Here is a 23,384-nt window from a genome sequence, read left to right as displayed (position 1 = left end):
AGCAGTACTCCGAGAGGTCATCTTCCGATGCGTCAACCGTCCGTCATATCGCGCCGCGTGGCAGCGGCCGTCGTGGTTCTCGTCGTGGGTTCGGGCGCCGCCGCGTGCGGGCCCCAGGACAGCAAGGGCAGCGACGGCAACTCCGGCGCTGCGGGCAAGCCCGCCAAGGGCGGCACGCTCACCGTCCTCAACAGCAACCCGCAGGAGGACTTCGACCCCGCGCGGCTCTACACCTCCGGCGGCGGAAACGTCCCGTCCCTGGTCTTCCGTACGCTGACCACCCGCAACCGGGAAGACGGCGCGGCCGGCGCGAAGGTCGTGCCCGACCTGGCGACCGACCTGGGCACGCCCAGCAAGAACGCCACCGTCTGGACGTACACGCTCAAGGGCGGCCTGAAGTACGAGGACGGCACCGCGATCACGAGCGCCGACATCAAGTACGGCATCGAGCGCTCCTTCGCTGCCGAACTCTCCGGCGGTGCGCCCTACCTGCGCGACTGGCTGATCGGCGGCGCCGACTACCAGGGCCCGTACAAGGACAAGAAGGGCCTCGCCTCGATCGAGACGCCCGACGCGAAGACGATCGTCTTCCACCTCAACAAGCCGGAGGGCGAGTTCCCCTACCTGGCGACGCAGACCCAGACGACCCCGGTGCCGAAGGCCAAGGACAACGGCGCGAAGTACGAGAACCACCCGATCTCCTCGGGTCCGTACAAGGTCGTCGAGAACGAGGGCGACGGCGAGCGCCTCGTCCTGGAGCGCAACACGTTCTGGTCGGCCGCCACCGACGAGGAGCGCAAGGCGTACCCGGACCGGATCGACGTACGCTCCGGACTCGACTCCGCCGTCATCAACCAGCGGCTCTCCGCCTCCCGGGGCGCGGACGCCGCCGCCGTCACCACCGACACCAACCTCGGGCCGGCCGAGCTCGCCAAGGTCACCGGCGACAAGAAGCTCGCCGCCCGTGTCGGCACCGGCCACTTCGGCTACACGAACTACATCGCCTTCAACCCGAAGGTGAAGCCGTTCGACAACCCGAAGGTGCGCCAGGCGATCTCGTACGCCATCGACCGCACCTCGGTCATCAACGCGGCCGGCGGCTCCTCGCTCGCCGAGCCCGCCACCACCTTCCTTCCGGACCAGGCGTCCTTCGGCTACAGCGCGTACGACGCCTTCCCGGCCGGCAAGTCGGGCAACGCCACCAAGGCCAAGGAGCTGCTGAAGGAGGCCGGTTACGCCAAGGGCCTGACCATCACCCTCACGCACTCCAACGAGAAGAACTTCGCCACCAGCCCGGAGATCGCCACCGCCGTCCAGGAGGCGCTGAAGAAGGCCGGGATCACGGTCCAGCTGGAGGGCCTGGAGGGCAACGCCTACTCGGACAAGATCTACAACGTGAAGAGCGAGCCCGGCTTCTTCCTCACCGGCTGGGGCGCCGACTGGCCGTCCGGCGGCCCGTTCCTCGCACCGATCTTCGACGGACGCCAGATCGTCAAGAACGGGTACAACTTCAACGCCTCCCAGCTCGACGACGCCTCCGTCAACAAGGAGGTCGACGAGATCAACAAGCTGACCGACCTGAGCGCGGCCGCGAAGCGCTGGGGCGCACTCGACAAGAAGATCGGTGACCAGGCGGTGACCGTGCCGCTGTTCCACCCGGTCTACAAGCGCCTGTACGGCGAGGCCGTCAAGAACGTCGTCATCAGCGACTGGACCGGCGTGCTCGACATCTCGCAGGTCGCGGTCAAGTAGCCATGGCCGAAGCACTGCTGGTCAAGGAGACGGGGGCCGCTGCGGCGGCCCCCGTCTCCGGGGCCTCCTCGTTCCGCCGGCGGCTGCGCGCGCGGCGCTCCGCCGTCGTGGCGGCCGTCGTCGTCGCCCTGCTGGTCCTGGTCGCGCTCGCCGCGCCGCTGCTGGCGGGCATCGAGGGTCAGGACCCCACCACGTACCACGCGAACCTCGTCGACTCCGCCACCGGCGGCGTACCGCTGGGATCGTTCGGCGGCATCAGCGCCGAGCACTGGCTCGGCGTCGAACCGCTCACCGGCCGCGATCTCTTCGCCCGCGTCGTGTACGGGGCGCGGGTCTCGCTCGGCGTCGCCTTGGCCGCGACCCTGTTCCAGGTGATCATCGGCGTGGTCGTCGGTCTCGCCGCCGGACTCGGCAACCGGTTCGTCGACCAGGCGCTCAGCCGCGTCACCGACATCGTCGTCGCCCTGCCCGTCATGGTGATCGCGCTCGGCGCGCTCGCCGTCGTCCCCGCCGGCTTCCCGCGCCCGGTGCTGATCGCCGCGATCGTCGGGCTGGTCGGCTGGTCCGGCATCTCCAAGATCGTGCGCGCCCAGACCCTCGCACTGAAGTCGCTCGACCACGTGGCCGCCGCCCGGCTCAGCGGCTGGGGCGGCCTGCGGATCGCCCGGCGCGAACTGCTGCCCGCGCTCGCGGCACCCGTCATCACGTACGCCGTGCTGCTCTTCCCCGGCAACATCGTCGTCGAAGCGGCGCTGTCCTTCCTCGGCGTCGGCATCAAGCCGCCTACGCCGTCCTGGGGACAGATGCTCAGCGACGCCGACACCTGGTACCAGGCGGCGCCCACCTATCTGCTGATCCCCGCCCTGCTCATCTTCATCACCGTGCTGGCGCTGACCGTCCTCGGCGAGGGCGTACGCAACGCACTCGACCCGCGCGTCGCCTCGCGGCTGCGGATCGGCACCGGACGCAAGAAGGAGGCCGGAGCATGACCCGGTTCCTGCTGCGGCGTCTCGGCGGGGCGCTGTTCGTGCTCCTCGCCCTCAGCGTCGTCGTCTACGCCGCGTTCTACGTCGCCCCGGGCAACGTCGCACAGATCGCCTGCGGGCCGCGCTGCTCACCCGCCCAGGTGGCGCAGGTCAGCGACCAGCTCCGGCTCGGCGACCCGCTGTACCTGCAGTACGCGCACTTCCTCCAGGGGATCTTCGTCGGCCGCGACTACTCGACCGGCACCGGGATCCTGCACTGCCAGGCCCCCTGCCTCGGCCGCTCCTACCAGGACGACCAGCAGGTCACCCAGATGATCCTCACCAAGCTCCCGGCCACCGCCTCGCTCGCCATCGGCGCCTTCGTGCTGTGGATCCTGCTCGGCGTCGGCACCGGACTGCTCTCGGTGTGGCGGCGCGGCCGTGCGACCGAGCGGATCCTCACCGGACTGACCCTGGCCGGCATGGCCACGCCGGTTTTCGTCATCGGTCTGCTGCTGATCATCGTGTTCTGCTCGGCGCTTCAAATGCTGCCGTTCCCCGACTACGTACCGCTCACCGAGAACCCGGAGCAGTGGGCCTGGAACCTGCTGCTGCCCTGGGTCTCGCTGGCGCTGGTCTCCGCCGCTCCGTACGCCCGGATGACCCGGTCGTCCATGCTGGAGACCCTCGCGGAGGACCATGTGCGCACCTTCCGCGCATACGGGGTGAGCGAGCGGGGACTCGTCGGGCGGCATGCGCTGCGCGGCGCACTCGGCCCCGTGATCGCGCTCGGCGCACTGGACATCGGCTCGATGTTCGGCGGCGCCGTCCTCACCGAATCGCTGTTCAACATCCCCGGCGTCGGACGTGAACTCGTCGTCGCCGTGAAGAACGTCGACATTCCGGTCGTCGTCGGCCTGGTGCTCGTCACCGGCTTCTTCGTCGTCCTTGCCAATGCCGTCGCGGACATCCTGCAGGCGATGGCCGACCGTCGGGTGGTGCTGTCATGAGCCTCGTCGAGGTCTCCGATCTGACGATCTCCTTCGACAGCGCGGCAGGCGTCCGGGCCGTGGACGGACTCTCCTTCACGCTGGAGGCGGGCGCCGCGCTCGGTGTCGTCGGTGAGTCCGGCTCCGGCAAGAGCGCGTCGGCGTACGCCCTGCTCGGACTGCACCGGGGGACAGGCGCCACCGTCGGCGGCTCGATCCGGGTCGCGGGCGTGGATGTACAGGCGGCGGACGACGCGGAACTGCGGGCGCTGCGCGGGGCGAAGGCCGCGATGGTCTTCCAGGACCCGCTGTCGTCCCTGGACCCCTACTACGTGGTCGGCGACCAGATCGCCGAGGTGTACCGGGTCCACACGCGCGCCTCACGGCGGGCGGCGCGGGCGCGGGCCGTGGAGGTCCTCGACCAGGTCGGCATCCCCGACGCGGCACGGCGTTCCCGGTCCCGGCCGCACGAGTTCTCCGGCGGGATGCGGCAGCGCGCCCTCATCGCGATGGCGCTCGCCTGCGAGCCGCAGCTGCTGATCGCCGACGAGCCGACGACCGCGCTGGACGTCACCGTCCAGGCCCAGATCCTGGACCTGCTGCACACCCTGCGCCGGGAGACCGGCATGGGACTGCTGCTGGTCACCCACGATGTGGGCGTCGCCGCGGAGAGCGTCGACGAGGTGCTGGTCATGCAGTCGGGCCGGGAGGTGGAGCGCGGGCCGGTCGCCGAGGTGCTCGGCGCGCCGCGGCAGCCGTACACACGCGAACTGCTGGCCGCCGTACCGCGGGTGGACACGAAGCGCCCGGAACCGGTGCAGGTGCCGGCGGCTCGTGTCGCGGACGCGGGCGGGCCGAGGCCCGAAGGTGCCGTGCCTCGCGTGGCGCAGGCGGGCGAGCCGCTGCTCGAAGCCGTCGATCTGCGACGCGAATTCGGGCAGGGCCGCAACCGGGTCACCGCGGTGGACGGCGTATCGCTCACCGTCCACCGCGGCGAGACACTCGGCATCGTCGGCGAGAGCGGCAGCGGCAAGACGACGCTCGGCCGGATGCTCGTACGCCTCCTCGACCCGACCGGGGGCCGGCTCCACTACGGGGGTGCGGAGATCGGCTCCCTGTCCGACAAAGCACTGCGGCCGTACCGGCGCGAGCTCCAGATGGTCTTCCAGGACCCCGTCGCCTCGCTCAACCCGCGCCGCTCGATCGGCGAATCCGTCGCCGATCCGCTGCGCGCCGCGGGCGTGCTCGACGACACCAGGATCCGGAGTCGTGTCCGGGAACTGCTGGAACGCGTCGGGCTCGACCCCGACCGGTACGACCGCTACCCGCACGAATTCAGCGGCGGGCAGCGCCAGCGCGTCGGTATCGCCCGCGCACTCGCCGCCGACCCCAAGGTGATCGTCTGCGACGAACCGGTCTCCGCGCTCGATGTCACCACCCAGGCGCAGGTCACCGCACTCCTCGCCGAACTCCAGCGGGAACTGGGGCTCGGGCTGGTCTTCATCGCGCATGACCTCGCCGTCGTCCGGCAGGTCAGCGACCGGGTCGCGGTGATGCGGCAGGGCCGGATCGTAGAACAGGGCAGCGTCGACGAGGTCTACGGGGCACCGCAGGATCCGTACACCAAGCAGCTTCTCGCCGCCGTACCCGCGCTCGATCCGGCGCTCGCGACGGTGCGCCGGGCGGCCCGCAAGGAGTTGGCCACAGCCTGACCCTGCGTAACCGAGCATCCTTATAGCGCGACAGAACGCTACGGGGACGGGAAAGTTACGACGGTTCACCCCTTTCGGTGGCGCGACGGACAACCGTCCGTCGCGCCACCGGCGTATCCGCTTACGGTCGTCCCGCTGCGAGTCGCCAAACCAACGGCGGCCGCCCACTAAGGAAGATCGGGGGTGCGCTCGTGCGGATCGGACTCCTCACCGACGGTGGTTATCCGTATGCGACTGGTGAGTCCAGACTCTGGTGCGACCGTCTGGTGCGCGGGCTGACGCAGCACGAGTTCGACCTCTACGCGCTCAGCCGCTCCGCCGAGCAGGAGGCGCAGGGCTGGGTACAGCTTCCGCCCCAGGTCAGCCGGGTACGGACGGCGCCGCTGTGGATGACCGACGAGGACATCCTGGGCGGCCGTGCCCCCAAGGGGCTGCTCGCCCGACTGGTGACCGGAGGGGGCGGGCGGTCGTACGGACGGCGCGAACGGCGCCGGTTCACGTCGCACTTCACGGCGCTCGCCACGTCGATCTGCACGGTGGAAGCGACCGCGGAGGCCGGCGGTGGCGGATCCACGGCCGGCGCCGCCGGCACACAGTTCACCGACGGGCTGTACGGACTCGCCGAACTGGCCCGCGAACACGGCGGACTTCCCGCGGCGCTCCGCTCCGAGACCGCTGTGCGCGTACTGGAAGCAGCCTGCCGCGCCCCGGGCACCGGGCGGACCGTCCAGGCCGCGACCGTCCCCGACCTCCTCGCCCTCGCCGCGGAACTGGACCGCGTCCTGCGCCCGCTCTCCCTCGACTGGTACGACGAGGAGAGCCTCGGTGCGGTCGACCTCTGCCACGCGGCGTCCGGCGGGGCAGCGGCCCTGCCCGGGCTGCTGGCCAAACGCTTCTTCGGCGTTCCGCTGCTGGTCACCGAGCACGGCGTGCAGTTGCGGGCCCACTACCTCTCAGCGACAGGCACACCCCTGGGTGCACCGGTACGCGCCCTGCTTGCCGCGTTCCACGGACGGCTCGCCACCGAGGTGTACCGGCAGGCCGCCCTCATCACCCCCGGCAATACGCACGCACGCCGCTGGCAGGAACGGTGCGGCGCCGACCGCGCCAAGCTGCGCACGGTCTACCCCGGCATGGAGGCGGCCCGCTTCGCAGCCCTGGGGGAGAGCAACGACGAAGGCGGTCCCGACACCCTGGTCTGGGTCGGCCGGATCGAGCCGTCCAAGGACCTGATCGCACTGCTGCACGCCTTCGCAGAAGTACGGAAGGCCGAACCGGACGCCCGGCTGCGGATCGTCGGCGCGCCGGCGCCGGGCGCGGAAGGCGCCACGTACCTCGCGCACTGCAGGGCACTCGCCGCCCAGCTCTTCCCGGACGAGGCCGCCGACGCACATGCCGTCGGTGACAACCCGGTCTCCTTCGAGGACATCGGCGGCGCCGAGGTCGCGGACCTTGCCGAGGCGTACGCGGCGGGCGGGATCGTCGTCCTCTCCAGCGTCGTCGAGGGCTTCCCGATCAGTCTGGTCGAGGCGATGTTCTGCGGACGGGCCACGGTGTCGACGGATGTCGGCGCGGTCGTCGAAGTCATCGGCGGTACGGGTCTTGTGGTGCCCCCGCGCAACCCCCGGGCGCTCGCCGACGCGTGCATCACGCTGCTGCGCGACCCCGAGCGCCGTGCACGTCTTGGCGCGGCGGCGCGCGCCCGCGCGCTCGAACTCTTCACCGTCGAACAGAACCTCGCGGCATTTCGCGACATTTACCTGGAGCTGATCTCCCGCTCCCCGGTGCGCAGGGAGGCGGACGGCGCCCCGCGCCCGTTCGCGACTCCGCCCGAGGCCCAGGTCCTGGGCAGCTGGACGGTTCCCGCGCACACCCCGAGCTGGGCCATCGAGGGCGTGTGCGCGGGTGCGCGCGGGACGGCGGACCGCGATGTGTGAGCAGCAGACGGACAGAAGGACGAGCCGGTCCGGCGGACTCGGCATGGATCACGGAGGATTTCCCATGGGCGGCCGCCCGACCGAGGCGCTCGACGTCCCCGGCACCCCGACGACCGACAGAAGCTGGAACCCCCGCTCGGAAGTCCGGGTCTCCGAACCCCGGGTCACGGAGATTTCCGCCCCGGCCTGGGAGCGGCCCGGGACGGGGGCGATGCCGGGCCTCGCGGGGGTGGGACCGCTGCGACCGGTGGCGCTGATGGAGCAGTCGCCGGCGAGGGGGGCGGCCGAGGGGCCGGACTTCCCGCAGGAACGGGACCCGGACGCGGATTCGCTGCGGGACCCGGCGCCGGATCGGGAATCGGCGCGGGAGCCGGACGTGACCGGGAGTCCGGCACCCGACCGCCCCGCGACCGCGGATGAGTCCCCTGCCGTCACGGGCTGGGCGCTCACCGGCGTCGGAGCCGCCGATGTGCGTGCGGACCCCGCAGAGCCCGCACAGCCTGGTGCTGGTGCTGGTGCTGGTGCTGGTGCTGGTGCTGGTGCTGGTGCCGGTGCGGCTGGCGCTGCGCAGGGCGCCGGTGTTGTGGCGGAGAGCGGAGGCGCGTCCGAGGACGGTGTCCGCGCGGAGGCCGAGGCCGGCACACCGCCCGAGGCCGGCACACCGCCCGAGGCCGGAGCTCTCAAGCAGGCCGGGCCCCCTGCCGGGCCCGCCGCCTGCGCCCCGGCGGCGGCCGAGACCGAGACACGGACCGACACGCCTGCCGAGGTGCGGACGCAGACGCCGACCCGGACACACCCCGGCAGTGACGACGCACCCGCCCCCACCCCCCGGGCCCCCGAGATCGCGCGCACCCGTGCCACCCCCGCACGCAAGCTCAGCGCCTCCCGGCGCGGGCCCGTCGATCCCGTGAAGACCCTCATGCACCGCCACCGCGACCTCTGCGAACGCGCCGTCGACCCGCTGGAGATCGCCGCCGGGCTCGAAGCCCACGGGGTCACCGACCGCACCGCCGCCCGTTACCGGCACCGCGATGTCTTCTCGCTCGCCGAGGAGCTCTACGCGCGGGTGCCCGCCGTGACGGGGGAGCCGGCGCGCGCGGTGCCTTCCGCGCCGGTGCGCGACATCGAGACGCGCGCCGTCTGGTCGCTCCTCGCGCTGCTGCCCGGTGCAGCCTGCACCGCGACCGCCGTCGTCCTGAAACTCACCGAAGGCGCACTCGGCGGTGGGGCGCGGCTCATTGTGTCCCTCGTCGGGGCACTCGTCGCGTTCCTCGGGCTCGGCCTCTGCCTGCGGAGTGGCCCCCTGCGCGCCCCGGAGGGCCGCTCCTCGGCGGCAGCCACTCTGTACGCGTGCTGGCTCCTCGGCTACGTCCTGTACGGCCAGGCGCTGCTCGACCAGGTCCTCAGCGGCGGCCCGGAAGGCCCCTGGGCGCTCACCCCCGCACCCCTGCTGGGACTCGCGCTCGCCGTCGCCCCCGCCGCCTGGTGCGCACACCTCTTCTCCGTACACGCACACCGCAGACTCACCGGCAGCCGCGCACTGGAGGAGTTCGCCGCAGGGGTGCGCCCCCTCCTCTTCGGGACCGTCGCCCTCTTCCTCTGCGTGCTCTCGGGGCTGCTCCGCCTCGCCGAGCTCGGGTACGGAGGCGGCGGCACCCTCGTCGCGGCCGCCGAACTCGGCGTACTCCTCCTGCTCGCCCGGCTGCTGACCGTCCACGGCTTCCCGGAGCCCGCCACCACCGGACTCGCCGCCGCCTGCGCCGTCGAAGCGGCCGCCCCCGCGCTGATCCTGGCCGGGCGGCTGCCCGGCCTCCATGTCCTCGCCCGCCCCGTCGATGCGGTCATCGAGGCGGGCGGCACCGGAGCCGTACCCGCCATCGCCTGCGGCGCAGCCGCGCTCGGGCTGCTGATCCACGCCACCGTCGCCCTCTCCAGGGCGTCCGCCCACACCACCGCGTAAGCCGCGATGAAGAGCCACTCCCTGTACGACCCCCGCGGAGCCGGCAGGCACTTACCGCTCACCACCTCCCCAAGGAGACACCGGACATGACCCCCCAATCCCCCGCACCGGCAGCCCGCCGTCGGCACGAAGGGGGCACCCGATGAGGGTTCTGCTGCTCGGAGCCAACGGGTTCCTCGGCCGCTTCGTGGCCGACCGGCTGCTCGCCGACCCCGCCGTGCACCTCACGGTGCTCGGCCGCGGCGACGACGCCGACGTACGGTTCGACCTCGCGGGCGGCTCCCCCGGAGCACTCACCCGCTTCCTGGACGCCGTCCACCCCGGCGTCGTCGTCAACTGCGCGGGCGCCACCCGCGGCGGCGCCCGCGACCTGGCCCGGCACAACACCGTCGCCGTCGCCACCGTCTGCGAGGCGATGCGGCGCAGCGGCTGCAGCGCCCGCCTCGTCCAGGTGGGCTGCTCCTCGGAGTACGGGCCCTCGCAGCCCGGCTCCTCGACGGCGGAGGACGCCATCCCGCGCCCGGGTGGGCCGTACGGCGTCTCCAAGCTCGCCGCCACCGAACTCGTCCTCGGCTCCGGCCTCGACGCGGTCGTACTGCGGGTCTTCTCGCCGGTCGGCCCCGGCACCCCGGCGGGCTCCCCGCTGGGCCGGCTCGCCGAGGCGATGCGCCGCGCCATGCAGTCCGGCGACGGCGAGCTGAAGCTCAGCGGCCTCGGGGTGCAGCGCGACTTCGTCGACGTACGGGACGTCGCCCGCGCCGTGCATGCCGCCTCGCTCTCCGCCGCGCAGGGAGTCGTCAACATCGGCACCGGCCGAGCCGTACGGCTCCGCGACGCCGCCGCCGTGCTTGCCAAGGTCGCGGGCTACCCGGGTGCGCTCCACGAGCTGGACACGCCCCCCGCCCGGATGCCCATCGGCGCCCCCCGCACCTCCTCCGAGTCCGTCATCGAACACCTCTCGGCGACCCCGTCCCCGTACCCCGACGGCTGCGGCGCCTGGCAGCAGGCAGACGTCCGCACCGCCCGCGACCGGCTCGGCTGGCGGCCCCGGATCAACCTGGAGGAGTCCCTCGCCGACATCTGGATGGAGGCGGCATGCCGCATCTGACCAGCGCCGGAACGGCACGCAGGACCGGCGGCGCCGAGCAGCTCGGCTTCGGCATCCCCGGCTACGCACATCCGCTGCTCGCCCCCGCCGAATGGGCCGAACTGACCCGCCCCGGCACCCACCTGCACTGGGCGGTCCTCAACATCGACACCGGTCCTGGCGCCCGGCCGGACCCGCACTGTCTGGAAGCCGCGGGCCGGCTCCGCAACGCCCGCGAACGGGCCCTGCACGGCGAGACCGCGCAGGACACCGTCCGGGCAGGCGGCGGGCGGCTGCTGGGCCACCTCGATCTGGCCCACGGCGACCGTCCGTTCGACGAGCTGATCACCGACGCGCAGTCCTTCCTCGACTGGTACCGCGTCGACGGCTTCTACCTGGACCGGTGTCCCGCCGACCGCGCCGACCTCCCGGCGGTCCGTCGCCTCACCGGCACGCTCGCCACGCTCCTCGAGGACGGGCTGCTGGTGCTCGGGCACGGGACCCATCCGTATCCCGGCTACGCCGAGACCGCCGACCAGCTGGTCACCTTCTCCGGGGCGTGGACCGACTACCGCTGGTCGCAGGTGGCGGAGTGGACCGCCGCCTACCCGCCGGGACGCTTCGCGCACTTCGTGCACAGTGTTCCGCGCACCCACCTCGACGAGGCCATGCGCATCGCCCGCTGGCAGGGCGCGGGCACGATCTTCTTCACCGACCGTACCGTGCGGAGGGGCAGCAGGGGGCAAATCGATCCATTCGCGGCGCTGCCCGGGTACTGGGACGAAATCGTCTCGCGGATCGGACCTGGTATCTCGGAATGAGAGGGGGCGTGGCAGTGTTACGGCAAGAACAACCGTACGTAGATGAAGTACGTAGAAACCGACCACCTGCATTGTTGAGGTTCCTGTGTCGCTGCCACCCCTGGTCGAGCCAGCTGCTGAGCTCACCGTCGACGAGGTCCGCAGGTACTCCCGCCACCTGATCATCCCGGATGTCGGGATGGACGGGCAGAAGCGGCTGAAGAACGCGAAGGTGCTCTGTGTGGGCGCCGGCGGTCTCGGCTCGCCGGCCCTGATGTACCTGGCCGCGGCCGGTGTCGGCACGCTCGGCATCGTGGAGTTCGACGAGGTCGACGAGTCGAACCTGCAGCGCCAGATCATCCACAGCCAGTCCGACATCGGCCGTTCCAAGGCGGAGTCCGCCAAGGACTCGGTCCTCGGCATCAACCCGTATGTGAACGTGATCCTTCACGAAGAGCGGCTCGAGGCCGAGAACGTGATGGAGATCTTCTCCCAGTACGACCTGATCGTGGACGGCACGGACAACTTCGCCACCCGCTATCTCGTCAACGACGCTGCGGTACTGCTGAACAAGCCGTACGTGTGGGGTTCGATCTACCGCTTCGACGGCCAGGCGTCCGTCTTCTGGTCCGAGCACGGTCCCTGCTACCGCTGCCTCTACCCGGAGCCGCCGCCCCCCGGCATGGTCCCGTCCTGCGCCGAGGGCGGCGTGCTGGGCGTGCTCTGCGCGTCCATCGGTTCCATCCAGGTCACCGAGGCCATCAAGCTGCTCGCCGGTGTCGGCGACCCGCTGGTCGGCCGACTGATGATCTACGACGCCCTGGAGATGCAGTACCGCCAGGTCAAGGTCCGCAAGGACCCCGACTGCGCAGTCTGCGGCGAGAACGCGACCGTCACAGAACTCATCGACTACGAGGCCTTCTGCGGCGTCGTGTCCGAGGAGGCCCAGGAGGCGGCGCTCGGCTCCACGATCACTCCGAAACAGCTCAAGGAGTGGATCGACGCGGACGAGAAGATCGAGATCATCGACGTCCGCGAGCCGAACGAGTTCGAGATCGTCTCGATCCCCGGCGCGAAGCTGATCCCGAAGAACGAGTTCCTGATGGGCAACGCCCTTCAGGACCTCCCGCAGGACAAGCGCATCGTCCTGCACTGCAAGACCGGCGTCCGCAGCGCCGAGGTCCTCGCGGTCCTCAAGTCGGCGGGCTTCGCCGACGCGGTGCACGTCGGTGGCGGCGTGATCGGCTGGGTCAACCAGATCGAGCCCGAGAAGCCGGTGTACTAGTGCCCCTCCCGGCAAGCTTTGCCCCGTCGCGCCGCCCGGCACGCCCGCTCGCCGCGTTGGCCACAAGCCCTGGTAGCTCCTTCCCCAAGCTCTCACCTTCGTTCGAGCAGGGGATACCCCACTGGGGGACGTCCGGCCGCCCTGCGATCACACGCACCGGACGACGCTCCTCATGGGGCAAACACTGCCGGCCACGGCACTAGAGGCGAAAAGCTTCGAAGGGGCCGGTCCGCGTCATGCGGCCGGCCCCTTCTCCGTTCTCTCCGTCACGAACAGGTCTTGCCGTCCGCCGGGACCTTCCCGTCCAGGAAGTACGCGTCCACCGTCGACGTCACACAGCCGCTCACACCGTACGAGCCGTGGCCCTCGCCCTTGTTGGTGAGCATGATGCCGACGCCCTTGCCCAGCTCGTCCGCCATCCTCTGCGCCCCCTCGTAGGGTGTCGCAGGGTCGCCGGTCGTGCCGATGACGAGGATCGGACCGGCGCCCGGAGCGCTCGCCTCCGGGGTATCCAGCTCACCCTTCACCGGCCAGTTCGAACACCAGCCGGCCGTGTCCCACGCCAGGAACGGGCCGAAGACCGGGGACAGTTTCGGGAACTCGGGCAGCAGGGCCCTGGTTTCCGCGACCGTCGGCCGGAGGCTGCTGTCCGCGCAGGAAATGGCGCGCTGCGAGTGGTTCTTGGTGTCGTAGTGCCCCTTCTCGTCACGACCGTTGTACTGGTCGGCCAGCTGCAGCAGCAGATTGCCGGTGCCCTGCTTCTCCGCCTCGTCCAGCGCGTTCGTCAGGACGGGCCAGCTGCTCTTGGAGTAGAGCGGCAGCACGATGCCGGTGACCGCCATCGCCTCGTTGAGCTCGCGGCCCGAACCGGTCGGCAGCGGCTTCCTGTCGATCCGCTCCAGCATCCGGGCGATGCGCTGTGTGCCGGCCTTCGGGTCCTGGCCGCGATCCTTGAAGTAGTTCTCCAGGGCCCGCTGGAAGCCGGTCGTCTGGTTGCGGGCGTGCCCGATCGTGTCGGCGGTCGGGTCGACGACCGCGTCGAGGACCGTGCGTCCCACGTTCTTCGGGAAGAGGTGCGCGTACGTCCCGCCGAGTTCCGTACCGTACGAGATGCCGAAGTACGTCATCTTCCTGTCGCCGAGAACCTGGCGGATCACGTCCAGGTCCCGGGCGGCGTTCGTCGTACCGACGTACGGCAGGACCTTGCCCGAACGGCGCTCGCAGCCGGCGCCGAAGTCCGCGCCGTCCTTCATGAACGCCGCCTCCTCCGCCGCCGTGTCCGGAGTCATGTCGACCTTCCGGTTGGCGTCATCCTGCTCCCGGTCGGTGCGGCAGTTCACCCCGGCGCTGGCCGCGACCCCGCGCGGGTCGAAACTCACCAGGTCGTAGCGGGCGTTGAGCTTCCCGTACGAGCCGGCGGCGCGCGGCAGTATCGAGACGCCGGAACCGCCGGGGCCGCCGAAGTTGAACAGCATCGAGCCGAGCCGGCGGCCCTTGTCCTGGGCCTCCTTGCGGATCAGCGCAATCCCGATCGTCCTGCCGTCCGGCTTCGCGTAGTTCAACGGCACCTTGACCGTCGTGCACCGCCAGTCGACGCCGGGTGCGGTGCCGCCCTCGGGGGCCTTGCACCGGTTCCAGTCCGGGCGCTGGGAGGTGAGGGACGCGGGCAGGGCGGGCAGAGCCGGCTTCCCGTCCGAGGCCTTGGACGATCCGGTGGACGTGGGTGCGGCGCCGGCGCTCGCCTTGTCGTCCGACGCCGGGTCCGTACCCCCGCCGCAGCCCGCGAGTACCCCCGTGAACAGCAGTGCGGCAGCGGCCAGCGCTCCGGCGCGTGCATGGTGGACCACGTGTACGTCCCTCCCCTTGGTGCCTGTGCGTACGGCGTGCGGCGGCAGGCCAGACCCCGTGAGCCCGGCGTCATCCGGAAGGGGCCCCGGGCGCCGCCGCCGACAGCTTCAGCGGCAGACGGTACCGGCTGCCGGGACCGTGCCGTCCAGCAGGTAGCTGCCCACCGTCTTCTTCACACAGGCGTTGCCGCTGTTGTACGCGCCGTGCCCCTGGCCCTCGTAGGTCATCTGCACCCCGACGCCCTGCCCCAGCTCTTCCGCCATCGCCTGTGCACCCTTGTACGGGGTCGCCGGGTCGCCCGTGTTGCCGATGACCAGGATGGGGGCCGCGCCGGGAGCGCTGACATCCGGGGTCTTCCACGCACCCGCCACCGGCCAGCCGGTGCACTGCATCAGACCCCAGCCCAGATAGTCGCCGAAGGCCGGCGACGCCTTCTGGAACTCCGGAATCAGCGCCCTCGTCCCGTCGACGGTGAACCGCTGCTTCGAGTCGGCGCAGTTGACGGCCGCGTTGGCGGCCGTCGAGTTGTCGTACCGGCCGTTCCCCGAACGGCCGTTCAGCGAGTCGGCGAGGGCCAGAAGCAGCGCGCCGTTCCCGCCGTCCGCCTCGTCGATCCCCTGTTCCAGCAGCGACCATGTCTCCTTGGAGTAGAGCGAGGCCGCGATTCCGGTGGTGGCCTGGGACTGCGTCAGCTGCCGGGAGCCGAGCCCCGGGACCGGCTGCTTCTCCAGCCGGTCGAGAAGTTCGGCGATCCCCTGCTCGACCTCCTTCCCGGTGGTACCGGGAAGCTTGCAGGCGGCGCCGCGATCCGCGCAGTTCCGGGTGAAGTTGTCCAGCGCCAGCTGGAAGCCCTTCGCCTGACCGAGGGAGGACTGCTTGTAGTCCTCGGTCGGGTCGACGACCCCGTCGAGCACCGCCCTGCCGACCTTCTCCGGGAACAAGTGTGCGTAGACGCCGCCCAGTTCGGTGCCGTACGAGATGCCGAAGTAGTGCAGCTTGTCGTCGCCGAGCACCTGGCGCATCAGATCCATGTCGCGGGCGGCGTTGGTGGTGCCGACGTAGGGGAGTTCGGAGCCGGAGTTCTTCTCGCAGGCCGCGGCGAACTTCTTCTGCTGGTTGAGGAGGGCCTGCTCCTCGGCGGCGTCGTCCGGGGTGGCGTCGCTCTGGAAGCGCGCGTCGAGCTGTTGGTCGTTCTCGCACTTCACCCCGTAGCTGCGGCCGACCCCGCGCGGATCGAAGCTCACCAGGTCGTAACGGGTTCGGAGGTTGGCGTACGTGGGGCCGAAGGCGGGCAGCGTGGCGACGCCGGAGGCGCCGGGGCCGCCGAAGTTGAAGATGAGCGAGCCGATTCGCTTGTTCTGGTTGACGGCCCTGGCGCGGATCAGCGCCAGCGCGATCGTGTCGCCGTGCGGCTTCGCGTAATCGAGCGGGACCTTCATGAAGGAGCACTCCCAGACGGCGCCGCCGGGGAGGGGGGTCGGGGCGGTTCCGCCGCCCTGCGCCGTGGACGGGGCCTGGCAGGGCTTCCACGTCAACTTCTGGGAGGCCAGGTCGGCCGATCCGGATGTGTCGGCGGCGTTCGCCGCGTGCGGAGAGTTCTTCGTACGGTCCGTACCGGCGGCCTCGTTGCCGCTGTTGTCCGAACAGGCGGTGAGGGGCAGCAGAACGGTGGCGGTGGCCGCGAGAGCCGCGGCGCGCAGGGCAGGGGAGGTCCTCATCGCCCCATCGTGCGACGGCGCGCGGGGCGGCGCGCGGGACACCGGTCCAAGTGGGTGGCCCAGGGCACCCGGGTACGGGGTCGACCCGGGGCAGGCGCCATGGGGGTTCTCCCCGGTGGGCGGTTTCCCCAGGGTGGCGGCGGCGTGTCAGAGGGCGCCCTTGCGGGTGAGGTGGTTGAAGCAGAGCCAGCCGGGCAGCACCGGCAGCCACAGGGTCATCAGCCGGAACAGCAGCACGGCGGGCGCCGCGACCTCCTTCGGCAGACCGACCGCGATCAGTCCCAGCGTCAGCGCGCCCTCGACCGCACCCATACCGCCCGGCGTCGGCGCCGCCGACCCCAGTGCGTTGCCGGCGAGGAAGACCACCGCGATGCTCGCGTAGCTGAGCTGCGGCACGTCGGGACCGCTGAACGCCCGGATCGACGCGTCCAGGCACATCACGAACAGGCCGGTCAGCAGCAGCATGCCGCCGATACCGGTGACCAGCTTCTGCGGGCGCTGCACAACATCGAGCATGCGCGGTACGACCCCGGCGAACAGTGACCGCACGCGCGTCACCACGAACTTCCGCAGGAACGGGATCGCGGTCACCACCAGGACCAGCACCGCGACCGTCAGCAGTCCGGCGATCACCGTCCTGGACGGGGCGAGCGACGACGGAGTCTTCTCGGTCCCGGTCAGGTATCCGAACGCGGCCAGCAGCAGGATGTGGCAGCCGAGCCCGAACAGCTGCGAGGCGCCGACACTCGCGACGGCGAGCCCCGGGCGCACCCCGGAACGCTGCAGGAACCGTGTGTTCAGCGCCACGCCGCCGACCGCGGGCGGCGCGACGATCTTCACGAACGAACCGGCCACCTGGGCCAGCACGGTCTTGCCGAACGGCACCCGCTCGGGCACGAACCCCAGCAGGCTCATCGCCGCCGCGATGTAACTGAGCGCCGAGAACCCGAGCGCCGCCGCCACCCAGCCCCACTCCGCCTGCTCGACGACCGCGCCGAAGTCGGCCTCCGTGACCTGCGAGATCAGGAAGTACGCGGCGATCGCACCGGCGATGAAGCTGAGCAGCGTGCGCGGCTTGATCCGCTCCAGCCGGACCGGCTCCACGGGCGCCTGCGGCCGGATCAGCAGCACCTGTCGGCGGATCTGGGTCAGCAGATCCTCCTCCCGGGCCTCGTCCAGGGCATCGTCTATCGCCCGCTTCTCCGCGCGCTTCTCCGCCTGCTTCTCGTTGCGGAGCGCCTTGCGGTCGGCAGGGACCGACGCCTGTGCCTCCTGGGCCTTGGCGAGCTTTGCCGCGTCCGACGCCGCGATCACCGCCTCGCGCTCGCGCTGCGACCGCTCACGGGCCAGCCTGCGCAGCGCCGCCCGGGTGGAGCGGCTGAGGGCGATCGGCTGGAGCAGCGGCAGGCAGTCCGCCACGGCATCGGGGCCGAGGACCTCGAGCGCCGCCGCGACGGCCCGCTCGGCCCCCACCCGCAGACCGGTGGTGGTGAGCAGCTGCGCGATGTCCATCCGCAGCACCAGATCACCGGCCGCGATCTCACCGCCGCGCAGATCGGTCACGAACACCGTTCCGGAACGATCCACCAGGATCGCGTCGCCGGTGAGCCTGCGGTGCGCGATCCGCCGGGACTGGAGCGCCTTCACCTGCCGCCAGGCGCCGCGCACCAGGTCGTCGGTGATCTCCACATCCTCCAGCGCATCGAGGGAGCGCCCGCCGATGTGCTCGTACACCAGCATCACGGCGTCGGGACCGAGCTCCGAGGTGGCGATCAGCTTGGGGGCGTTGGCTCCGGCGGCGATCGCCGCGTACGCGAGGAGCGCCTCCTGCTCCAGGGCCTGGCGCAGCGACTGGATGGACCGGCGCTGGGTGATGCCGCGCAGGGTGAGTCTGCGCCACACCCGGTAGAAGAAGCCCTGTGCCTGCTGTTCCCGGTCGACGACCGTCACATCCAGCGGTGGACCGTCCTCCAGGGAGACCAGATAGCGGCGGCCCCGGTCGCTCGGGTCGCCGGAGTCGGGGGTGTCCTCGGCGCGCATCGCGGTGACCGGGCGGAAGCCGACGTGACGCAGACCGGCCATCAGATGCTGACCGGTCGGCCGGACGTTCGGCGAGCCGACCGTGTACAGCGTGCCGTACGCGACGGTCCAGCCGATCAGCACGGTGAGGACGATCGAGAACGGGGTCGTGTAGCCGCCCACCAGCATGGCGAAGGCGTCGAGCAGCAGCACCACCCACAGCACGACCCGCCAGCGCGGCCGTCTCGCCATCCCGACCGCCGTCATGTAGGCGATCACCGGTGCGAGATAACCGTGTACGGGATCGGTGAGCGCGGCGCCGGGCTGAGGCTGGGTGAGGGCGTCCTGAATGGTGCCGGAGGCGGATTTGGCGACCCAGAGGTCGGTGGCGAGCGTCACCCCGTGCGCGAGGACGGCGGCGAGGACACCGTCCGCGATCCGCAGCCCGTCGCGTTTGATCAGCCGCTCGATGGCGAAGGCGACGGGCACCAGCAGCACCGCGATGCTGGAGACCAGGCCGGCGAGCTTGATCAGAACGTCGGGTGCCTGGTCCGTGCCCTTGTTGATGTCGTTTTCGAGACCGGTGGTCGTGCCGTGGGCGAACGCGGCGATGGAGAACAGGACGACGATCGCCAGGACACCGACGAGGAGCCGCATGAGGTCGGAGGGCCGGTGCACCCGGGCGGGGAGCAGCGGCTCGTCACCGGAGACCCGGTCGGCCTGTTCGGCCTCTGCGACGGTCGAGAGGGTGGAGCCGACCAGACGGTGCGGGGCGGATTCCCGCTCCTCGCGCTTCTGCGTCGGCCCCTGCTGCTCCCGCTGCTCTTCCGGGCGCCGTTCGGCGTCAGAGGCGTCGGCCGCCTTCGGTGGCTGCACGCCCTGCTCCTTCGTCGCCTCTGATTGGTCTTCGTGGTCTCGTATCACCGGTCACCGCCCGCATGATGGTGGCACGGCCTGGAGACAGAGGGGGTTATCAGGGTGCACTGCACGGTCGCGCGATGCGCAAGATACGCCCCTTTGCTCTCGCGTGCACACTCAGTGAATACACGCCTACGCGCCCCTCGGCCGGGGACCGGGCCGGACTGTCGGTGGCGTACGGCACCATGGGCCGGATGAGCCAACACCGGACGAGCGGCGACGGGGCGAGGGGCGACCGGGCGCCCGACGCGTCGCCGGAGTACGACGCACTGCCGGAGTACGCGGAGCGCGTGCTCGATGTCGCCGACCTGATCCCGCCCGGCCGCGTCATGACGTACGGCGATGTCGCGGAGTGGCTGGGGGAGGGCGGCCCGCGCCAGGTCGGCCGGGTCATGGCGCTGTACGGCGCCGCGGCGCCGTGGTGGCGGGTGGTGCGGGCCGACGGGGCGCTGCTGCCCGGTCACGAGCTGCGGGCGCTGGAGCACTACCGCGAGGAGAGCACCCCGCTGCGCGAGGCCTCGCGCAGCGCGGAGGGCCACGTGCCGCGCCTCGACATGAAGCGCGCACGGTGGGACGGCGTCCCCGGTGGGGACGGGGGCACCGACCGGGACGAGGACCAGGACGGGGTCGGGGGAGCTCACACCTGACAGCTTCCGCCATTCGGCCCCATGACGGGCGCAGCCGGGCCCGTTCGATGGACGAGAAATCCTGCGTGACCTGCCGTGCGACGCGGAACGTGACGTTCGACGCAGTGGACCCGCCGCATCCCACGCTCCCGCTGGCGTAGCGTCGACAGTTCGCGGCAGGCACCCCCGCCCCCTCACCATCAGCACACCCCCAGGACCGGCGATCCACGTGAGCTCCTCCTCCTTCACCCGGCACAGTCCGCACCGTCAGGCACGGCAGGGGGTCCCCCCACGCCCGCAGGGGCGTAGGGGGAGGACCACGGGCGCGTACCGACTGGTGCGCACCCGGCCGGGTTCCGTGGACCCCCCTGTTCTGGACGCAGCGCAACAGACGGTGGTCGATCATCCCGGCGGCCCGCTGCTGGTCCTCGCCGGACCGGGCACCGGCAAGACGACCACGCTCGTCGAAGCGGTCGCCGCCCGCGTCGCCAGGGGCGGCGACCCGGCCCGCATCCTGGTCCTCACGTTCAGCCGCAAGGCGGCGGTGGAGCTGCGCGACCGGATGGCCGCCCGGCTCGGTGCCGCCCGCGGCCCGCAGGCCACCACGTTCCACTCCTTCTGCTACGCACTGGTCCGCGCCCATCAGGACGCCGACCTTTTCGCCGACCCGCTGCGGCTGCTCTCCGGACCCGAGCAGGACGTCACCGTCCGCGATCTCCTGGCCGGCCAGCTCGAACTGGAGCAGGAGGGCATCGCGCACATCCGCTGGCCCGACGAGCTGCGGGCCTGCCTGACCACGCGTGGCTTCGCCGACGAGGTACGCGCGGTGCTCGCCCGCAGCCGCGAGCTGGGCCTCGGCCCGGATGCCCTCGCCGACTTCGCGCGCCGCACCGGCCGCCCGGACTGGGGCGCGGCCGCCGCGTTCCTCGCCGAGTACCTGGACGTGCTCGACGCACAGGGGGTGCTGGACTACGCGGAGCTGGTCCACCGGGCGGTGCTCCTCGCCGAGCGCCCCGAGGTGTCGGCGGTGCTGGCCGGGGCGTACGACGCGGTGTTCGTCGACGAGTACCAGGACACGGACCCGGCGCAGGTGCGGCTGCTGCACGCGCTGGCGGGCAACCGCGGGAGTGCGCCGGGGGCCGACGGCGGCCGGGACCTGATCGCGTTCGGCGACCCGGACCAGTCGATCTACACGTTCCGGGGCGCCGACGTGAACGGCATCCTCGACTTCCCGGAGACGTTCCGGCGGGCGGACGGCGGCCCGGCCCCGGTCGGCGTCCTCACCACGTCGCGCCGCTCCGGCGCACAGCTGCTGGCCGCCACCCGGCTGCTCACCCGCCGGATGCCGCTGACCCGGCTGCCGTCGGCGAAGGTCCGCGCCCACCGGGAGCTCGCCGCGGTACGCGAGGGCGGGCGCGTCGAGACGTACACCTACCCGACCGCCTCCACCGAGCTGGACAACATCGCCGACCTGCTGCGCCGCGCCCACCTGGAGGACGGCGTGCCATGGAACGAGATGGCGGTGCTGGTACGTGCCGGGGGCCGCACGATCCCCGCGGTGCGCCGCGCCCTGACGTCGGCGGGCGTGCCCCTGGAGGTCGACGGCGACGACCTCCCGCTGCGCCACGAACCCGCTGTGGCCCCGCTCCTCACCGCCCTCCGCACGGTCGCCACGGCCGCGCTGCACCGCACGGGGGCTGCGGAGCCGACGGCCCCGGACGACGGCGCCGCCCCCGCGTCCGAGGAGCCCGACGCCCCCTGGCTCGACACCGAGACCGCCCTCGCCCTCCTCACCTCCCCTCTCGGCTCCATGGACGCCGCCGATCTGCGCCGGCTCGGCCGGGCGCTGCGCGACGAGGAGCGGGCCGCCGGGAACCGGGTACCGCCGCCCTCCGGCGAGCTGCTGGCCCGCGCGCTCGCCGAACCCGAACGCCTCGTCGCACACGACCCCACGTACGCCCGCGGTGCCCAGCGCCTCGGCGCGCTGCTGCGCAAGGCACGCGAACACCTCGAAGGCGGCGGCACCGCCGAAGAGGCCCTGTGGGAGCTGTGGGCGGGCACCCCCTGGCCGGGGCGGCTCGAACGCGCCGCGCTGCGCGGCGGCGCGGGCGGCCGCAACGCCGACCGCGATCTCGACGCCGTCTGCGCGCTCTTCGACACCGCGGCCCGCGCCGAGGAACGCACCGGCGGCCGCGGCGCGCTCAACTTCCTCGAAGAGGTCGACGCCCAGGACATCGCCGCCGACACCCTTTCCAAGCGGGTCGGACGCCCCGACGCCGTACGGCTGATGACCGCGCACCGCTCAAAGGGTCTGGAGTGGCGGCTGGTCGTCGTCGCCGGGGTGCAGGAGGGGCTCTGGCCGGACCTGCGCCGCCGCGGCTCCCTGCTCGAAGCGGACCGGATCGGCCGCGACGGCCTCGCCGAACCGCTCACCCCGGGCGCCCTCCTCGCCGAGGAACGACGCCTCTTCTACGTGGCGGCGACCCGCGCACGGGAACGGCTGATCGTCACCGCGGTGAAGGCCCCCGCCGACGACGGCGACCAGCCGTCCCGCTTCCTCACCGAGCTGGGCATCGAACCGCGCGACGTCACCGGACGCCCGCGCCGCCCGCTCGCCGTCGCCGCGCTCGTCGCCGAGCTGCGCGCCACCACCGTCGACCCCGATGCCTCCGACGCCCTGCGCGACGAGGCCGCCCACCGGCTGGCCCGGCTGGCCGCGCTCACGGACGACGAGGGGCAGCCGCTCGTGCCGTCGGCCCATCCGTACCGCTGGTGGGGGCTGCACGAGCCGACCCGCTCGGCCGTCCCGCTTCGCGACCGGGACCATCCCGTGGCGCTCTCCGGCAGCGCACTCGACCAGCTGGCCAACACCTGCGCCCTGCAGTGGTTCCTCGGCCGCGAGGTGAAGGCGGACGCCCCGGCGACGGCCGCGCAGGGCTTCGGCAACGTCGTGCACGTACTCGCCGACGAGGTCGCCTCCGGCCGTACCCCCGCCGACCTGGCGGTCCTGATGGAGCGCCTCGACTCGGTCTGGGACGGGCTGGTCTTCGACGCCCCCTGGAAGTCGCAGCAGGAGAAGGAGCAGGCGAGGGTCGCCCTGGAACGCTTTCTGCGCTGGCATGTCATGGATCGCACCGGCCGCACCTCCGCCGCGAGCGAGCACGACTTCGACGTGACGCTCGAAGCGGGGGAGTACGAGGTACGGATCCGCGGCTCCATGGACCGCGTCGAACGGGACGCCGACGGCCGTGCGTACGTCGTCGACTTCAAGACCGGCAAGCAGTCCCCGACGAAGGACGAGGTCGCCCGCCATCCCCAGCTCGCCGTGTACCAGCTGGCCGTCCGGGAGGGGGCGGTCGACGAGTTCTTCGACGGCCACCGCCCCGCCCCCGGTGGCGCCGAACTCGTCCAGCTGCGGCAGCCGGCCCCGAAGAAGGAGGGCGGCGACGCCCTTCCCAAGGTGCAGGCCCAGGAACCGCCCACCACCGAGTGGGTCTCCGACCTGCTGGCCACGGCCGCGGGCCGGGTCCTGGACGAACGCTTCACACCCACGACCGGCCAGCACTGCACCCACTGCACGTTCCGGGCCTCGTGCAGCGCTCAGCCCGAGGGCCGCCACATTCTGGAGTGAGTGTTCCGGTGCGGTCAGCGGTGAGGGCCGGCGGCGGGCGCGGGGGTTGACAGCTGCGTGGCTGGGAGCGTGCACGAGGTCGTTTTAGCTCGATCGTGTGACGGTCGGTTGATGGGCTTGCGGTGGGCCGGGAAGAC

14 protein-coding genes are annotated in these 23,384 nt (G+C 71.9%); 11 read left to right on the top strand and 3 right to left on the bottom strand.

Going from position 1 to position 23,384, the window contains the following annotated elements:
- Window positions 1–27: 27 nt before the first annotated feature.
- The 9 genes from ACWD6R_RS23435 to moeZ all read left to right on the top strand — a co-directional run bounded on the left by ACWD6R_RS23435 (window position 28) and on the right by moeZ (window position 12,487).
- On the top strand, window positions 28–1,752 hold the full coding sequence (locus ACWD6R_RS23435) for an ABC transporter substrate-binding protein (protein WP_451820485.1): 1,725 nt from the start codon (window positions 28–30) through the stop codon (window positions 1,750–1,752).
- Window positions 1,753–1,754: 2 nt separating this feature from the next.
- Window positions 1,755–2,741, top strand: a complete 987-nt coding sequence (locus ACWD6R_RS23430; RefSeq protein ID WP_451820484.1) for an ABC transporter permease — start codon at window positions 1,755–1,757, stop codon at window positions 2,739–2,741.
- Window positions 2,738–3,727, top strand: a complete 990-nt coding sequence (locus ACWD6R_RS23425) for an ABC transporter permease (protein WP_451820483.1) — start codon at window positions 2,738–2,740, stop codon at window positions 3,725–3,727. Before ACWD6R_RS23430 ends, ACWD6R_RS23425 begins: the two co-directional genes overlap by 4 nt.
- Complete coding sequence (locus ACWD6R_RS23420; protein ID WP_451820482.1) at window positions 3,724–5,418, top strand: dipeptide ABC transporter ATP-binding protein; 1,695 nt, start codon at window positions 3,724–3,726, stop codon at window positions 5,416–5,418. Before ACWD6R_RS23425 ends, ACWD6R_RS23420 begins: the two co-directional genes overlap by 4 nt.
- 191 nt (window positions 5,419–5,609) lie before the next feature.
- Window positions 5,610–7,355: a DUF3492 domain-containing protein gene (locus tag ACWD6R_RS23415; protein ID WP_451820481.1), complete on the top strand. Its 1,746-nt coding sequence runs from the start codon at window positions 5,610–5,612 to the stop codon at window positions 7,353–7,355.
- Window positions 7,356–8,121: 766 nt separating this feature from the next.
- On the top strand, window positions 8,122–9,315 hold the full coding sequence (locus ACWD6R_RS23410; protein WP_451820514.1) for a hypothetical protein: 1,194 nt from the start codon (window positions 8,122–8,124) through the stop codon (window positions 9,313–9,315).
- Window positions 9,316–9,457: 142 nt separating this feature from the next.
- Window positions 9,458–10,423 carry an NAD-dependent epimerase/dehydratase family protein gene (locus ACWD6R_RS23405; protein WP_451820480.1) on the top strand — a complete coding sequence of 322 codons (966 nt, stop codon included), beginning with the start codon at window positions 9,458–9,460 and terminating at the stop codon, window positions 10,421–10,423.
- On the top strand, window positions 10,411–11,223 hold the full coding sequence (locus tag ACWD6R_RS23400) for a spherulation-specific family 4 protein (protein ID WP_451820479.1): 813 nt from the start codon (window positions 10,411–10,413) through the stop codon (window positions 11,221–11,223). Before ACWD6R_RS23405 ends, ACWD6R_RS23400 begins: the two co-directional genes overlap by 13 nt.
- Before the next feature lie 85 nt (window positions 11,224–11,308).
- A complete protein-coding gene (moeZ, locus tag ACWD6R_RS23395) occupies window positions 11,309–12,487 on the top strand; it encodes an adenylyltransferase/sulfurtransferase MoeZ (protein ID WP_266981773.1) in 1,179 nt (392 codons plus the stop codon).
- A gap of 266 nt (window positions 12,488–12,753) precedes the next feature.
- On the opposite strand, the gene ACWD6R_RS23390 is transcribed toward moeZ, so the two are convergent.
- The 3 genes from ACWD6R_RS23390 to ACWD6R_RS23380 form a co-directional block, all read right to left on the bottom strand.
- The gene (locus tag ACWD6R_RS23390; protein ID WP_451820478.1) at window positions 12,754–14,334 is read right to left on the bottom strand and encodes an alpha/beta hydrolase; all 1,581 of its coding nucleotides are present in this window, start codon (window positions 14,332–14,334) and stop codon (window positions 12,754–12,756) included.
- Window positions 14,335–14,442: 108 nt separating this feature from the next.
- Window positions 14,443–16,053: an alpha/beta hydrolase gene (locus ACWD6R_RS23385; protein WP_451820477.1), complete on the bottom strand. Its 1,611-nt coding sequence runs from the start codon at window positions 16,051–16,053 to the stop codon at window positions 14,443–14,445.
- Between the two features lie 147 nt (window positions 16,054–16,200).
- Window positions 16,201–18,948, bottom strand: a complete 2,748-nt coding sequence (locus ACWD6R_RS23380; RefSeq protein WP_451820476.1) for a lysylphosphatidylglycerol synthase domain-containing protein — start codon at window positions 18,946–18,948, stop codon at window positions 16,201–16,203.
- Window positions 18,949–19,184: 236 nt separating this feature from the next.
- Between ACWD6R_RS23380 and ACWD6R_RS23375 the strand changes: the two genes are divergently transcribed.
- Together ACWD6R_RS23375 and ACWD6R_RS23370 are read left to right on the top strand one after the other, a co-directional pair.
- The gene (locus ACWD6R_RS23375; protein ID WP_451820475.1) at window positions 19,185–19,637 is read left to right on the top strand and encodes an MGMT family protein; all 453 of its coding nucleotides are present in this window, start codon (window positions 19,185–19,187) and stop codon (window positions 19,635–19,637) included.
- A 208-nt stretch (window positions 19,638–19,845) separates the two neighbouring features.
- The gene (locus tag ACWD6R_RS23370) at window positions 19,846–23,247 is read left to right on the top strand and encodes an ATP-dependent helicase (RefSeq protein ID WP_451820474.1); all 3,402 of its coding nucleotides are present in this window, start codon (window positions 19,846–19,848) and stop codon (window positions 23,245–23,247) included.
- Window positions 23,248–23,384: the final 137 nt, after the last annotated feature.

Source organism: Streptomyces sp. NPDC005151 (genome assembly GCF_053599875.1).
The sequence above is the reverse complement of the archived record's forward strand: the minus strand, read 5'-3'. Positions and strand labels throughout refer to the sequence as shown.